Source organism: Massilia oculi, assembly GCF_003143515.1.
Taxonomy (GTDB): Bacteria; Pseudomonadota; Gammaproteobacteria; order Burkholderiales; family Burkholderiaceae_D; genus Telluria; species Telluria oculi.
In genome coordinates, this window is the sequence record NZ_CP029343.1 from 2,283,202 (window position 1) to 2,297,728 (window position 14,527).

Here is a 14,527-nt window from a genome sequence, read left to right on the forward strand (position 1 = left end):
GCGATACTCAGCGATCGAACACCACCGTCATGCCCGGGCGCAGTCCCGGCACCGGCGCGGTCGGCCTGAGCCTGATTTCGAACGTTCGCAGGTCGGTGCCGCCCGGCCGCGCAGCGCGCCAGGTGGCGAACGCCGGCAACGCGGATACGGCACTGACCTTGAACTGCGCCTTGACCTTGAGCGCGGGAATGGCGGCCTGATGCAGCGAGCCCTGCGCAAACGGCTTGAATTCGTCTTCGCGCACGGCCACCACGGCCCAGACGTCGGCGAGATCGACCAGGGTGAGGACAGGAAAGCCCTGCGGCGCAAGCTCGCCGGCCTGGATCGCGAGCTTCGTCACTTCACCCTGCGTTGGCGCCATGATGCGCGTTTCGTCGAGCGCCGCGCCGGTCTCGGCCAGCACGCCGGTCACCTGGCGCACTTGCGCTTCAGCGGCGAGCTTGTCTTCCGGACGGGCGCCCTGGCGCGCCATGTCGTACTGGGCCCTGGCGGCCGTTGCCAGCTCGGTGGCCGAACGCGCCTGTGCCTCGGCGTCGTCGCGTTTCTGGCGCGCAAGCACTCCTTCTGCAACCATCGCCGCGATACGCTGGTACGTCAGTTCCGCGAGCCTGGCGCCGGCTTCCGCGCGCTCCCAGTTGGCGCGCGCGGCGACGATTTCCTGTGGTCGGGCGCCGGCTTGCACCTTCAGGCTGGCCGCGCGGGCGGCATCGCGCGCGGCCTCGGCCTGCGCCACCTTGGCCCGCACTTCCGGGCTATCCAGCTCGAACAGCAGGTCGCCACGTGCGACGGTCTGGCCGAGCTGGACGTGGACCCGGCTTACCCGCCCCGGAACCTTCGACGACACATTGGTTTCCTGCGCTTCTATCTGGCCCTGGACGGGATCACGCACCGGCTTGAAGGCCTGATAGACGCCCCACCCCAGCAGAGCGAGGACGACGGCGGCGGCGATGATGGCCAGGCGCCGGGCGCGAGCGTTTGCCATGATGATCATTCCTTCTTGAAATCGACGGTGTGCGTTGCCGTCCGGGACAGCACGACCAGGCGGTCCGGCTCGCCAGCGGTGCCGAGCAGCTTCGCCAGCGCGATCACGTAGTCGTATGCCGCCTGTGCGCGCTCGAGCGCGGATTTGGTGTGATTGAGCGAGGCGTCGGCCACGTCGGCCGAGGTGGCCTGGCCATGGCGAAAAGCCACCTGCGCCAGGCGCAGCGTTTCCTCCGCCAACGCGATCGCGGACGCCATCGACAGATAACGCAGCCGCGCGTCCTCCATGGATCGCCACTGGCTTTCCGCCAGGGTCGGGATATCGCGTCCGGCTTGCTCGGCAGCGGTGTCGACACGCTGTTGTTCGATCCTGGCGGCGGAAATCATTTTCGCGCGGTCGATGCGTTCGACCAGCGGCACGCTCACCGACACGCCGACCAGCCAGTTGGCGCGGCTCGAGCTGCCGCGATTGAGGTTGTAGTTGGCGATGCCGATGACGCTGGGGCTGAATGCGCGGCCTTGCAGTTGCAGCGCCCCGTCGGCCTGTTTTTTCTTACTGGCGATTTGTTTCCAGGAAGCGTTCAAGGCCATGGCCGCGTCGATGAACGAGGCGAGCGAGCCGGGCGTTTGCTCGTGGACGAACAACGGTGTGGTCGGCATCACGGCCTCGGGCGTGTCGAGCAGGCGGCGCAGCGCGAGCTGCGCGATCTCCAGATCGCTGTCCGCCTTGGCCGCTTCTCTCAGCGCATTGTCGACGGCAACATCGGCTTTCAGGCGCTCGACCTTGGCGATCAGTCCGCTATCCTCCATCCTGCGCGCCATTCGCTGGTGCTCCCTGGCCACGTCTGCCGCATCGCGCCGCAATCGACTGGCCTCCCTGGCCAGCTGCACCGCGAAATAGCGTTCCGCCAGCTGGGTCGCGAGCGCGTCCTGCGCCGACTTGACGCTTGCGCCGGCTTCGTCTGCCCGTCCCGCGGCGATCTGCTTGACCGCGTCGAGACGCCCGCCCGTATAGAGGGGCCAGACCGAGCTCAGCCCGAGTGAACGAACGTCGAACACACGATCGACGCTGATGGCCGGGGGGATGTCCGGCAGGTTCAGCGCCGGCAGGGGCGGCAGGGAGTCGAGCACCGGATTGGCCAGCTGGGCGATGGCGCCGGTGTCGACGCTGAGCGTGGTCGAGACCCGTCCCATGAAGCCCGACAGGCGCACGTCCGGCCCGTCGATGCGGCGCAGCGCTTCGGCTTGCAATTGCTTCGCCTGTAAATCGAGCCTGGCCCCATTCACCGTCCCGGCGCTGGATCGCGCCAGGCGCAGCGCGTCGGCGTAGTCGACGCCGGTATCGGCGCGCGCCGCGTCGGCAAGCGCCAACAGCACGGCCATGGCGCCAGACAAAAGAACCCGCCCCCCCATGTCCTGCTCCCGGTGTCCGATCGTCAGCCCGCCGTCCGCGGCGCAGACGGTCCGGTCGCTTGATCCAATACGCCAGATGGATATTGTAGTTGGAATGATAATACTTTTGACGCGCTTGCTCATCTTTAATCGTGCGCGGCCCGGGACCAGGGCGCCGGCCTCGAACGCCGCACGCGTTTCTGTCATACGGCGCGACAGACAACGCGCGAACTTGCTCCAATATGACAGGCTCGCCCGGCGCGCTGGCCAATGACCCTGGCGCAGCCGCCGCGCGATTACTCTCAACGCTTTTTGAGCGAAAGAAGACCACCATGCCGCAAAGCGCCAATGTCAACCGCAGCATCGTGCTGCAACAGCGTCCCCAGGGGGCGCCCGACGCCGACACCTTCCGCCTGGACGAGTCGCCGGTCCCCGTTCCGCAAGAAGGGCAGGTGCTGCTGCGCACGCTCATGCTGTCCCTCGACCCCTATATGCGCGGGCGCATCAGCGACGCCAAATCGTACGCCGAGCCGGTCGCGGTCGGCGCCGTCATGGTGGGCGGCACGGTATCGCGCGTGCAAGCCTCGCGCCATCCCGACTTCCAGCCTGGCCAGCTGGTGCTGTGCTACAGCGGTTGGCAGGACTACGCACTGTCCGACGGCGCCGGCTTGAACAAGCTTGGCGATGACGCGCAACTGGCCTCGCGCGCACTCGGGGTGCTCGGCATGCCGGGCTTCACCGCCTACATGGGCCTGCTGGACATCGGCCAGCCGCGGGCGGGCGAGACCGTCGTGGTCGCGGCGGCCAGCGGCGCGGTCGGCTCGCTGGTCGGACAGATCGCCAGGCTCCAGGGCGCGCGCGCGGTCGGTATCGCTGGCGGCGCCGACAAATGCCGCTATGTGGTCGACGAACTCGGCTTCGACGCCTGCGTCGACCACCGCGCGCCGGATTTCGCGCAGCAGCTGGCCGCGGCCTGCTCTTCCGGCATCGACGTCTATTTCGAGAACGTCGGCGGCGCCGTGTTCGACGCCGTCCTGCCCTTGCTGAATACCAAGGCGCGCGTGCCGGTCTGCGGCTTGATCGCCGACTACAACGCCACCACGCTGCCGCCGGGCCCGGACCGGCTTGGCCTGCTGGCACGCACGATCCTGACCAAGCGCATCAGGATGCAAGGCTTTATTATTTTTGACGATTACGGCGCGCGCTATGGCGAGTTTTTTGCGCAGATGAGCCGATGGCTCGACGAAGGCAAGATCAAGTTCCGCGAGGACGTCGTCGATGGCCTCGAGAATGCGCCTCAAGCCTTCATCGGCCTGCTCGAGGGGAAGAATTTCGGCAAGCTCATGGTGCGCGTCGCGCCCGACTAACACACGACAGGAGAAAGCACATGAACGTTTTGATGGTAGTGACCTCGCACGACCGACTCGGCGATACCGGAAAGAAAACCGGTTTCTGGCTCGAGGAATTCGCTGCGCCGTATTACGCGCTGAAGGATGCCGGCGCCGACGTCACGGTGGTCTCGCCGCTGGGCGGGCAGCCGCCCCTCGACCCCAAGAGCGACGAAGAGGATGCGCAGACCGACGCCACGCGCCGGTTCAAGGCGGACGACGCTGCCCAGGCCGTGCTTGCCAATACCGGCAAGCTGGCCGAAGTGAGCGCCGCCGATTTCGACGCCGTATTCTATCCCGGCGGACATGGTCCGCTATGGGACCTGGCCGAAGACAAGGCCTCGATCGCCCTGATCGAAGCGATGGCCGCTGCCGGCAAGCCGGTCGCCGTCGTATGCCACGCACCGGGCGTGCTGCGCCATGTGAAGGCCGCGGACCGGAGTCCGCTCGTCAAGGGCAAGCAAGTGACCGGATTTGCCAACACCGAGGAAGAGGCAGTCGGTCTCACGGCGGTGGTGCCCTTCCTGGTCGAGGACATGCTCAAGCAACACGGCGGCCTGTATTCGAAAGGCGCAGACTGGCAGTCCCATGTACTCACCGATGGCCGCCTGATCACCGGACAAAATCCTGCCTCGTCGGAGGAAAGCGCAAAGGCCCTGCTCAAGCTGCTGGCGTAGCCGGAACGCCTTCCCCGTGCCGCGTGGACCGGCTTCTCCCCTGGGCCATCGGGCCCCGGGGAAGTACCTGGTCATTGAACAAGCGTTTTCAACGCTCGGCCGGATAGGTGTACGACGAGCCGATCCCGAGCGGCATTTCCAGCGCCCAGAATCCGAGCAGGAACGCGGTCCAGATGACGAGCAGGCTGAGCGAATACGGCAACATCAGCGCGATCAGGGTGCCGATGCCGGTCGATTGCACGTATTTCCGGCAAAAGACGATGATCAAGGGGAAGTAAGGCAGCAGGGGCGTGATGATATTGGTGGAGGAGTCGCCCACCCGGTAGGCCGCCTGAGTCATGTCCGGCGACACCCCGAGTTCCATCAGCATCGGCACCATGACTGCCGCGATCAGGGCCCACTTGGCCGAGGCCGAACCGATGAACAGGTTGACCATGGCGGACAGCAGCACGATGCCCGCCAGCGTGATTCCGAGCGGGAACGCCATCTCCCGGAGCCACAATGCCCCCTTGAGGGCGATCAGGGCGCCGAGGTTGGATTGCCCGAACGCGAAGATGAACTGCGCGCAGAAGAATGCCATGACCACGTAGTAACCCATGCCGCTCATGGCATGGCTCATGCCCTTGACGATGTCGCGGTGGTTCTTCGCGGTGCCGGCGACATAGCCGTAGACCACGCCGGGAATCAGGAAGAAGATGAAGATCAGCGCGACGATCGACTGCATCAGCGGCGCCGAAGAGTGCGTCAGCTCGCCCGTACTCGGCGAGCGCCAGGCCGAACCTTCCGGCATCAGCGAAAGCAGCAACAGGGCCAGGCTGGCGACCATCGCGATGCCGGCCCAGCGCAGGCCCTTGATCTCGTTCGGCTGCAGGGCGTCCATCGTGGGCAGGCCGGCAGGATCGCCGTCGACCGGCGAACTCTTGTTCAGCCGCGGCTCGATCACCTTGTCGGTCAGGAACCAGCCGACCAGGATCACGAGAAAGGTCGAGGCCGTCGTGAAATAGTAGTTATTGAGCGGATTGATCACGATCGATGCGGCGGCCGGGTCGGACGACAGCCGCGCGGCGACCTGGGTCAGGCCGGCCAGCAGCGGATCGAGGCTGGAGGGAACGAAGAAGGTCGCGGAAAAGCCGCCCGATACGCCGGCGAAGGCTGCCGCGATGCCCGCCAGCGGATGGCGCCCGGCGGCGTAGAAAATGACGGCGCCCAGCGGAATGACCAGCACATAGCCGGCATCGACGGCCACGTGGCTCAGGATGCCTACGCCGATCAGCACCGGCGTCAGCAGGAACTTCGGCGTCACCGCCAGGATCTTGCGCAGCCCGGCGTTGATGAACCCCGTGTATTCCGCCACGCCCAGCCCCAGCATCGCCACCAGCACCACGCCAAGCGGCGGGAAGGTGACGAAGGTATTGACCATCTTCGCCATGAAATCCGTCAGGGCGGCCGGGGCCAGCAGATTCCTGATCTCGATCGGCGCGCCGGTGCGCGGGTCGATGTCGTTGAAGACCAGGCTGGACATGGCCCAGGACGTGGCCCAGACCACGGCCAGCAGCAGTGCGAAAAGGATGGCCGGATCGGGCAGCTTGTTGCCTGCCACTTCGATCCAGTTCAGGACACGGTTCAATCCACGCGGTTTGGCGCCAGTTGCTTGTGCAGTCATCGTAGCCTTTGCTTAAAGGGGACTTTGAAATGGTCGATACGCGTAGCAGCACGCCCGTCAATACTGGGCATCGCCTGCAAGCTGTTATCTCCAAGACACATCAAGCCACATAGTACGCAGAAGCCGGGCTCTCGAAAAGCTTCTTGATGAGCAAACGTCCTGAGGAAGGATTACGACGCGACCTCCCCATTTGGCCTGAAACAATCGGGCTCATTCTTTTCGTTCCCTGAACTCACCTTCGATGACCGTGTCGTCGGCGGTCTCGGAGCGGTTTTGGCCGGCGAATCTGAAAACAGACGAAGACATGCGATCGACAATCGTTCGCCGCAGCCATGGGTAAGCGAGGACAAAAGCCGTCGCGACACCTGCAAACAGTGCGGGCACGTAGTCGCCTCGCGCCACGAAGGTGAACAGGCTCAGTGCAAGTAAGCTCACGATGAGCGGTCGACGGACAGGTTTGGGCAAGAGGCCGACAATGCGCAACCTGCCCTCCTTTATCCAGGGAAATCTGGCGAAAAGAACGCCGAGCAGCAGTCCCGCCGCCATTCGGCCCGTGCCGAGAACATCGGCCACCACCCCGATCACGAGAAAACCGGTGTAGGTCATCGTACCGGCCAGGACGGCCAACATGAATAGCGCAACGGCGGCCGTCAGCTTCGGCCTGCCGATTGCCGCAGTAATGAGGAAACGTAGGATTTGTGTACTCCTGAAAATGGGTCCTGAGGCCAGGGCAAATTCTAACAGCCGCACCTGTTTCAGGGCGCCTGAAGCCTATCGCGCCCCGCCCTGCGCCTGTGCCATTTCCACCGCAGGCAAGGTCACAGTCAAGAACGACGACACCTGCCCGATCAAATCCGCCGCCTGCTGTCGCACCTGCTGCATTTGCAGCACCGACAGCTCGGCCTGGCGCACCGCCTGCTGGATCAAGGTGCGGCGCTGCACGAGCGCATCGCGCAAGGCGGCGTCCGGCGCATCCTCGACGAGTGTCGAGACGACGGCCAGCACGAGCAGGTGCAGGCCCAGCCCCTTCGCCGACGCTTCCAGATTGCGCACGGCGATCTCGCTGTCGGCCATCAGCTGCATGAGCTGCGTGCGGGACGACGTCAACGCCGGACGATACTCGGCCGGCGACGTCGGCCGACGAAAGAGCCGGCCGAACATGCCTGGCGGACCCTTGGTGGTCTCGAGCGCGGCTTCCAACAGCGCCGGCACGCCCATCTGCGCAAATTCGAGTACGAGTTCGGTAATGGGCTGGAGCAGCGCCGCCTGCTCCGTCAGCGGCGCTTCGGCCCATTCGGTCACCAGCGCCAGCCTCACCGGCAGAATGCGGCGAAACAGGATGGCCAGGCGCTGCTCGGAATGCGCGAACACATTCGGATACTCGGCGTGGACGGTGGCGAGCGCATCGCGCACCGCCGGATGATCCTCGCTGTCGAACAGCGGCCTGGCCACGGTTTTCCTCGTCGCGGCGGTGGACGCCGGCGCCTGTGGCGGGTCGTCGAAAGACAGCGCCCTGGGCAAACCATTGCGTTCGGGCGCAGCCTCGGCCTCGTGCTCGTCGCCGAAGTCGAAAGCCTTGGGCGTCTGGTGTGTCATCGGTCTACCTGTCGGCGCCAGCCTTCAGCGCCTGATAAAGATGCGTGTGGCAGTGCTCGGACCCGCTGCTCAGACTGTACCGCCGAGCTTGCGAATGAACGTCGCCAGGTTCAGCTTGAACCCCGCGCCAACGGCCTGGAAACGCCACTCGCCATCCCTGCGGTACAGCGAACCGAATTGCAGCGCGGTCTTGTCCGAATAGTCTTCGTTCAGGTTGTATTCCGCGATGGTCTCGCCGGTCTCGTCGTTGTACACCTTCACATAGGCGCCGGAGACGGCGCCGAAGTTCTGCTTGCGCGCCTCGGCCTCGTGGATGGTGACCACGATCGGCATTTCCATCACCGCCGCGTCGACCTTGGCCAGGTCGACGGTGATCACCTCATCGTCGCCATCCTTGTCGCCGGTGCGGTTGTCGCCCGAGTGCACCACCGCGCCATCGGGCGAGGTCGTGTGGTTGTAGTAGACGAAGTGGGCGTTGCTGATCATGACCGGATGGTCGTCCGCGTCCTTCCGGCACAGGAACACCGACGAGTCGAGATCGAAGGCATGGCCCTCGGCCGCATTGACCTTCCATCCGAGGCCGATCCGCACGCGCTTCAAACCCGGTGCGGATTTTTCGAGGTTGATGCGGTGGCCAGTCTGGAGCGTCGTCGACATGAGCTTTCCTTGTAGTGTGAGTTGAAATTACGCCGCGCCTGGCGAGAACCTGGCGATCAGCTCCTGTTCCAGCGCCTGCAGTTTCGGCAGCTCGTCGCGGCGGCGCTGCTGGCCTTCGTTCGAGATCTGCTCGAGCTTGTCGAACGCGGTCACCAGCTGCGTCTGCACGTGCTGCGCGGTTTCAAGACTGACGATCGAGCGCTGCTTGGCGCGCGCGACCGTCTCGGTATTTTCCAGCAGCATATCGGCCTGGGCGCGGAAGGCCGCGTCGGTGGCGTCGTAGGCGGCATTGGCGACCGCCGCGCTCTGCTTGGCTTCCAGCTGCAGCAGGTAGAGCGAGAACACATTGCGCCAGGCCGGGATCGACACATTGACGATGTCCGTGAAGGTGTCCGTCAAGGCGCGCGCATTGTCTTGCGACAGGCGGATCTGCGGCACCATCTGCGTGGCCATCAGCATCGCGCGGCGCAGGTCGTCGATGCGTTTTTCGAGACGCTCGAGACGGCGCCGCAGTTCGGTCGCCTGCTGCGCCTCGAAGGCATTGGCCGCCGCGGCTTGCTGGGCGACCGCCTGGCGCAGCCGGTCGGCCCAGGCTTCGCCCTTCTTCACGTCGGCGTCCAGGCCCTGATAGTAGACCTCGAGCCCCTTGTACATCTCGTCGAAATCGTGGATGCGCGCCCGGTGCACGTTCGCATGGCGCGTCATCTCGGACACCAGGGTGTCCATGCGCGATTCGACCACCTGGTATTGCGACAGCATCTTTTCCTTGACCGAGCCGAACATGTTCGACACGCGCGACAGCAGGCCGCCCGATTTGAGCTTGGCCGGATCCAGTCCCTTCGAGGTGGCGATCAGTTCGTTCAGCTGCGTGCCGAACACGTCGGCGTCCGAGGCGCGCACGGTGCCCAGCAGCTTGGCCGACACCTTCGCCACACCCGGCCCGGCCGCGCTGCCCAGGGTCTCGATGGCCTTGTCGTCGATGCCGGTGAGATCGACGGGGATCGCCGGCTTTGCTCCCGCCTCTGGCCGCAACGCCGGCAGCGCGTCCGGCGTCAGGGCCGGATCCAGCAGGGGCGGCAGACCGGCGGCAGGCGTCACGGGGGTCGTCGATGCGGCCTTCGCTTCGTCTTCGGAGGAGAACAGCGGTTTCATGGAATCCCTCTGGGTTGGTATGACAACATCAATAGCTTACCACCGGACAATCGGGCTGCAAGGGTTTCTGCGGCGAGCCATCTCCCTGTTGTATTGCACCTGGGCCATCATGCTATTCTTGCATTGCCCTGACCACCCAGAGAAGACATGACCCGCTCGCTCCCCCCTACCCTGCGCACTGCGCTGCGCACCGTGCTGTGCACCGCGCTGTTCGCCGCCCTCCCCGCCGTCGCCCAAGTCAAGACGCCGGCCACGCCGGAAAAGATGAACCAGTTATATAGCGACTACTGGGAAGACTACCTGCGCGAAAACCCGATCGCCGCCACCTTCAATGGCGACCATCGCTACAACGACCGCTTCGGTCCGACCTCGTCGGCCGAGAGCCGCAAGCAGACCCGCGCGCTGGCCGAAAAATACCTCGCCAGCAGCGACAAGTTCGATCCGGCGCCGCTGCAGTCGGAAGACCGCATCAGCTATGACCTGCTGCGCTACCGCCTGCAGCAAGACCTGGACGGCCTGCGCTTCCCGTCCGACCTGGTGCCGGTCGATCAGTTCTCCGGCCTGCATCTGCTGATGGCCCAACTGGGTTCCGGGGCCTCGACGCAGCCATTCCAGACCGTGCAGGACTACGAGAACTGGCTCAAGCGCGCCGCCGGCTACGCGCCGGCTGTCGACGACAGCATCGCCAATATGCGCACCGGCATCAAGCAGGGCATCGTGATGCCGAAGGCGCTGATCCAGCGCGTGCTGCCGCAGCTCGAGAACGTCGGCAGCGACAATCTCGACACCAGCACCTATATGGGGCCGACCAGGAAATTCCCGGAATCCTTCAGCGCTGCCGACAAGGCGCGCCTGACTGAGGCCTACGGCAAGATGGTGCGCGAACAGCTGGCGCCGGCCAACCGCAAGCTGCTGGCCTTCATGCGCGATACTTACCTGCCGGCGGGCCGCGACACGGCCGGCATCGGCGCTCTTCCCGGCGGCAAGGAGTGGTATGCCTTCCTGGCGCGCCGTTCGACCACGACCGACCTCACGCCGGAACAGATCCACGAGATCGGCCTGAGCGAAGTCGCGCGCATCCGCGCGCAGTTCGAGGAAGCCAAGACCAAGGTCGGCTTCAAGGGCACGCTGAAGGAATTCTTCGCTCACCTCAACACCGCGCCCGAGCTGCGCTTCAAGTCGCGCGAAGACATCCAGGCGGCCTACGAGGCGATGCGTCCGCGCGTCGAGGCCAAGGTCGACCAGCTGTTCGCGCGCGTGCCGAAGGCGCCGTTCGAGATCCGTCCGGTGGAAGCCTTCCGCGAAGTGAGCGCGGCCCCGGCCTCCTACCAGCGCGGCTCGGTCGACGGCAAGCGTCCCGGCGTGTTCTACTTCAACGCCTACAAGCCCGAGACCCGCACCAACTTCACGACCACCGCCTTCTTCCTGCACGAAGCCATTCCCGGCCACCACTTCGAGCGCAGCCTGGCGCAGGAAACGACCGGCCTGCCGGCCTTCCGCCGCTTCGGCGGCAGCACCGCCTTCTCGGAAGGCTGGGGCCTGTACAGCGAAATGCTGGGCCAGGAGATCGGCATGTACGACGATCCATGGCAGTGGGTGGGCCGCCTGACCGCCGAGATCTGGCGCGGCGTGCGCCTGGTGGTCGATACCGGCATCCACGCGAAAGGCTGGACGCGTGAGCAGGCGATCGCCTACTTCATGGACAACGTGCCGCAGAACGAGGTGACGGCGGTGCAGGAGGTGGAACGCTATATCGCGATTCCGGGCCAGGCACTCAGCTACAAGATCGGCGAACTGAAGCTGCGCGAACTGCGTACGCGCGCCGAGAAGACCCTGGGCAAGGACTTCGACCTGCGCGCCTTCCATAACGAGGTGCTGTCGCACGGCGCGGTGCCGCTCGACGTGCTCGAGGCGGCGACCGACCGCTGGATCGCGGCCCAGAAGAAGGGCTGACTCCCGCCTACGGCGCAGTCACTTCCACCTCCTGGCTGACCACGGTGCGACGGCCATCCCGGCCGACCACCGTGGCCGTCACCGTATAGTTCCCCGGCGCCGAGAAACCGTGGCTGGCGCGAGCAGTACCGACGCCGCCGCGCTCGTCGATCCGGCGCGCCGCCCCGCCGCTGCCATCTCCCCACGACCAATCCACACCGCGCGTGCCGACCCGGTCGCCATGCACGAAGGACACCGACGCCTGCAGCGGCGCGCCGACCCCGATCGTGCGTGGCGCGACGATCGGGCCGACCGTGTGTCCGCTTTTGCGTTCACCATGGCGTCCCTGATCCGGCCTGAGTAATACCAGTCCGGCATTCGAGCTGGCCACGATCTCGCCCCGCTCGTTGATCGCCATCGCATGTTCGAGCACCAGCGTCGGCGGCGCGCGGCGCAGCAGCCGGTTCAGGTCCAGCATGCCGCCTCCGGCGCTCCAGACAAAGGCGCGCATGGCGCCGGCCGTGTCCTCGGCAAAGCCGACGATCTGCCCCTTGGCATTGACGCCGCGCGCGACCGAGGTCCTCCCTCCCAAGGTGCCGAGTTCGCGCATCCCGCCGCGCCGCGTCCACGACATCGCGCGCTGGCGTCCGTCGGCAAAACCGATGCCGCCCGCGATGTGCAGGCCTGGCGTCATCGCATTGACCCAGGCCGCGGTGCCGGGGCCGATCCCGAGGTCGACCATGCCGGTGGCGCGCGTCCACAGGAAGGGACGATCGCCGCCATCGTCCCAGGAGGCCAGACGGTTGCCCGCCACCTCGCCCCCGGCGCCGACGGCCACGGGCGACGACTCGACGCTGCCCAGCGTGTCGATGTCGACCAGGCCGCTCGCGCGCGTCCAGGCGAACACGCGCGTGAATTCGTCGTCGATCGTGGTCACGCCGGCGATCAGGCCGGCGTCATTGAGGACGCGGCCGGAAGGTTGCTGGAAGGCCGGCGTGACGCCCAGGTCTTCCACCCCGCCCGCATGGCTCCAGCGGAACGGACGCGCCGGGTCGCCGAACGAGCCGGTGACGACGCCGCGGTTGTTGATGGCCCAGCCATACGAACGGCCCCGCCCCGGCTCGGCGCGGATGTCGAGCATGCCGCCACCCGCGCTCCAGACGAAGGCGTTCTCGACGCCCCGTTCGTTGACCGACGTGCCGGCGATCTGGCCGGCCTCGTTCAGGTCGTTCGCATACGTGATGCCGCCGCCCAGCGAGCCGATGTCTTTTGCAGTTGCTCCATCGAAGAAGAAACCCGTCGTGCGTCCACCGTTCACCATCGAGAAAGCCACCTGGCCGGCGGCGTTGATGTCGGGGTAGGTCGCGATCGTGCCGGGGCCGAGATTGATCACACGGTAGCTGGTGCGCTGCGCGCCGTGTTTTCCATCCGCTTCGCCAGACGCCGGCTGCGCAAGCGTCGCGGCGGATGTCCACATCGCGGCCACCAGCAAGACCAGGCGGGACAGCCCCGATATCGGGCTGCCGGTCGACACATCGTTTCTTCGAGCGATACGCATGCATGTCTCCGTTAAAAGTGGAACGTCGGGCCCGTCGCCATGGTCGGCGTTGGGGAGCGCGCTCAATCATGCGCTGCACGCAAGGCGCACGGTATGTCGCAGTTCGCAGTTGCGCCGCCGTTTGTGCTGGAACAACAGTCTCGACCGCCGCCAAATGTTCTCGATTCTCCAGCCCTATTCCTCCACGTTACTTCCATTTCGTAGACTCACGTCGACGCGCGCGAATCACGCAAGCGCGTCGGACGGTATGACCGCGATATACGGCGTCGTCCGACACGTGCCTGCCGGATTCGGTTTTGCTGTTAGATTATTCATACCGAATACGACCGTCAGCCCACTCTTCTTTCTGCCATGAAAACCTTTCACTGCGACAAGTGCTCACAACAGATATTTTTTGAAAACACCCTCTGCTTCAACTGCAACAGCACGCTCGGCTACCAGCCGGCCACGCGCAGCGTCAACAGCTTCGAGCAGACCGAGGACGGCCTGTGGCGCAGCCTGAACCGCACCGACGCCGGCAAGGTCTACAAACAATGCAGCAATTATGTTCAGCACGATGTCTGCAACTGGATGCTGCCTGCGGATGACCCGCACGATTTGTGCGCCTCGTGCCAGCTGACCGTGGTCATCCCGGCGCTGACGTCCGAGAAAAACCGCATCCTGTGGGCGCGACTCGAAGCGGCCAAGCGCCGCCTGCTGTTTTCGCTGGCGACGCTGAACCTGACCCCGGCGTCGAAGGAAGCCGAGCCGGAGACCGGCCTCGCATTCCAGTTCCTGGAAGACGGCATGACTGACCAGTGCGTGATGACCGGCCATGCCAACGGCGTGATCACCCTGAACATTGCCGAAGCCGATCCGGCCGAGCGCGAACGCACGCGCGAGCAGATGCACGAGCGCTATCGCACGCTGCTGGGTCATTTTCGCCACGAAAGCGGCCATTACTATTTCGACCGCCTGGTGGCCGGCAGCCCGTGGATCGACGAGTACCGCGCCCTGTTCGGCGACGAGCGCCAGGATTACGGCGAGAGCCTGAAGCGTCACTATGAGAACGGGCCGGTGCAAGACTGGGCGGAGCGTTTCGTGAGCAGCTATGCCAGCTCGCATCCGTGGGAAGACTGGGCCGAGACCTGGGCCCACTACCTCCACATGATCGATACGCTGGAAACGGCGCACGCCTGCGGCCTGCAGCTCAAGCCGCGCAAGGCCGACGAGCCTGCGCTCGACGGCATCACCTTGCCGACCAGGACGGACGCGTTCGACGATACCCTGAGCGACTGGTTCGCGCTGACTTATGTGCTCAACAGCCTGAATCGCAGCATCGGGATGCCGGACTCCTATCCGTTCACGCTCAGCCCACCGGTACTGGAAAAGCTGCACTTCGTGCACCGGGTCGTGCGCGCCCAGATCAAGCAAGCGAAGGCGCCAGTCAGGCCGGCCGCGACGCCGGCGCCTGCCACGCCGGGCGCCTGAGCCGACGCACCGTCATGAAGCCCGCGCCGCCGCTTTCCTCAAAACGGTGCGGCGCGCGCCA

12 protein-coding genes are annotated in these 14,527 nt (G+C 65.5%); 4 read left to right on the plus strand and 8 right to left on the minus strand.

Annotated features, from left to right (window positions below; genetic code table 11):
* Positions 1-7: 7 nt before the first annotated feature.
* Positions 8-982, minus strand: coding sequence for an HlyD family secretion protein (locus tag DIR46_RS10615; protein WP_109347987.1), 975 nt, complete (start codon positions 980-982; stop codon positions 8-10).
* 5 nt (positions 983-987) lie between these two features.
* Positions 988-2,517, minus strand: a complete 1,530-nt coding sequence (locus DIR46_RS10620; RefSeq protein WP_162819489.1) for a TolC family protein — start codon at positions 2,515-2,517, stop codon at positions 988-990.
* Between the two features lie 188 nt (positions 2,518-2,705).
* On the opposite strand from DIR46_RS10620, the gene curA reads away from it, so the two are divergent.
* Positions 2,706-3,740, plus strand: a complete 1,035-nt coding sequence (gene curA, locus DIR46_RS10625; RefSeq protein WP_109345201.1) for an NADPH-dependent curcumin/dihydrocurcumin reductase — start codon at positions 2,706-2,708, stop codon at positions 3,738-3,740.
* A 20-nt stretch (positions 3,741-3,760) separates the two neighbouring features.
* The gene (locus tag DIR46_RS10630; RefSeq protein ID WP_109345202.1) at positions 3,761-4,438 is read left to right on the plus strand and encodes a type 1 glutamine amidotransferase domain-containing protein; all 678 of its coding nucleotides are present in this window, start codon (positions 3,761-3,763) and stop codon (positions 4,436-4,438) included.
* A gap of 88 nt (positions 4,439-4,526) precedes the next feature.
* Here DIR46_RS10630 and DIR46_RS10635 read toward each other — a convergent pair whose 3' ends face one another.
* From DIR46_RS10635 to DIR46_RS10655, 5 genes are all read right to left on the minus strand, one after another.
* Positions 4,527-6,101: an AbgT family transporter gene (locus DIR46_RS10635; RefSeq protein ID WP_109345203.1), complete on the minus strand. Its 1,575-nt coding sequence runs from the start codon at positions 6,099-6,101 to the stop codon at positions 4,527-4,529.
* A 210-nt stretch (positions 6,102-6,311) separates the two neighbouring features.
* Positions 6,312-6,731 carry a hypothetical protein gene (locus DIR46_RS10640; RefSeq protein WP_162819490.1) on the minus strand — a complete coding sequence of 140 codons (420 nt, stop codon included), beginning with the start codon at positions 6,729-6,731 and terminating at the stop codon, positions 6,312-6,314.
* Between the two features lie 141 nt (positions 6,732-6,872).
* Positions 6,873-7,697 (minus strand): hypothetical protein, encoded by an 825-nt coding sequence (locus tag DIR46_RS10645; RefSeq protein ID WP_109345205.1) that lies wholly within the window; start codon positions 7,695-7,697, stop codon positions 6,873-6,875.
* Positions 7,698-7,766: 69 nt separating this feature from the next.
* Positions 7,767-8,354: a TerD family protein gene (locus tag DIR46_RS10650; protein ID WP_109345206.1), complete on the minus strand. Its 588-nt coding sequence runs from the start codon at positions 8,352-8,354 to the stop codon at positions 7,767-7,769.
* A 27-nt stretch (positions 8,355-8,381) separates the two neighbouring features.
* Positions 8,382-9,506, minus strand: coding sequence for a toxic anion resistance protein (locus DIR46_RS10655; protein ID WP_109345207.1), 1,125 nt, complete (start codon positions 9,504-9,506; stop codon positions 8,382-8,384).
* A gap of 147 nt (positions 9,507-9,653) precedes the next feature.
* Between DIR46_RS10655 and DIR46_RS10660 the strand changes: the two genes are divergently transcribed.
* Positions 9,654-11,459, plus strand: a complete 1,806-nt coding sequence (locus DIR46_RS10660; RefSeq protein ID WP_109345208.1) for a DUF885 domain-containing protein — start codon at positions 9,654-9,656, stop codon at positions 11,457-11,459.
* A 7-nt stretch (positions 11,460-11,466) separates the two neighbouring features.
* Here DIR46_RS10660 and DIR46_RS10665 read toward each other — a convergent pair whose 3' ends face one another.
* On the minus strand, positions 11,467-12,996 hold the full coding sequence (locus DIR46_RS10665) for a PKD domain-containing protein (RefSeq protein WP_109345209.1): 1,530 nt from the start codon (positions 12,994-12,996) through the stop codon (positions 11,467-11,469).
* 351 nt (positions 12,997-13,347) lie between these two features.
* Here DIR46_RS10665 and DIR46_RS10670 point away from each other — a divergent pair, with 351 nt between their 5' ends.
* Complete coding sequence (locus DIR46_RS10670; protein ID WP_109345210.1) at positions 13,348-14,466, plus strand: zinc-binding metallopeptidase family protein; 1,119 nt, start codon at positions 13,348-13,350, stop codon at positions 14,464-14,466.
* Positions 14,467-14,527: the final 61 nt, after the last annotated feature.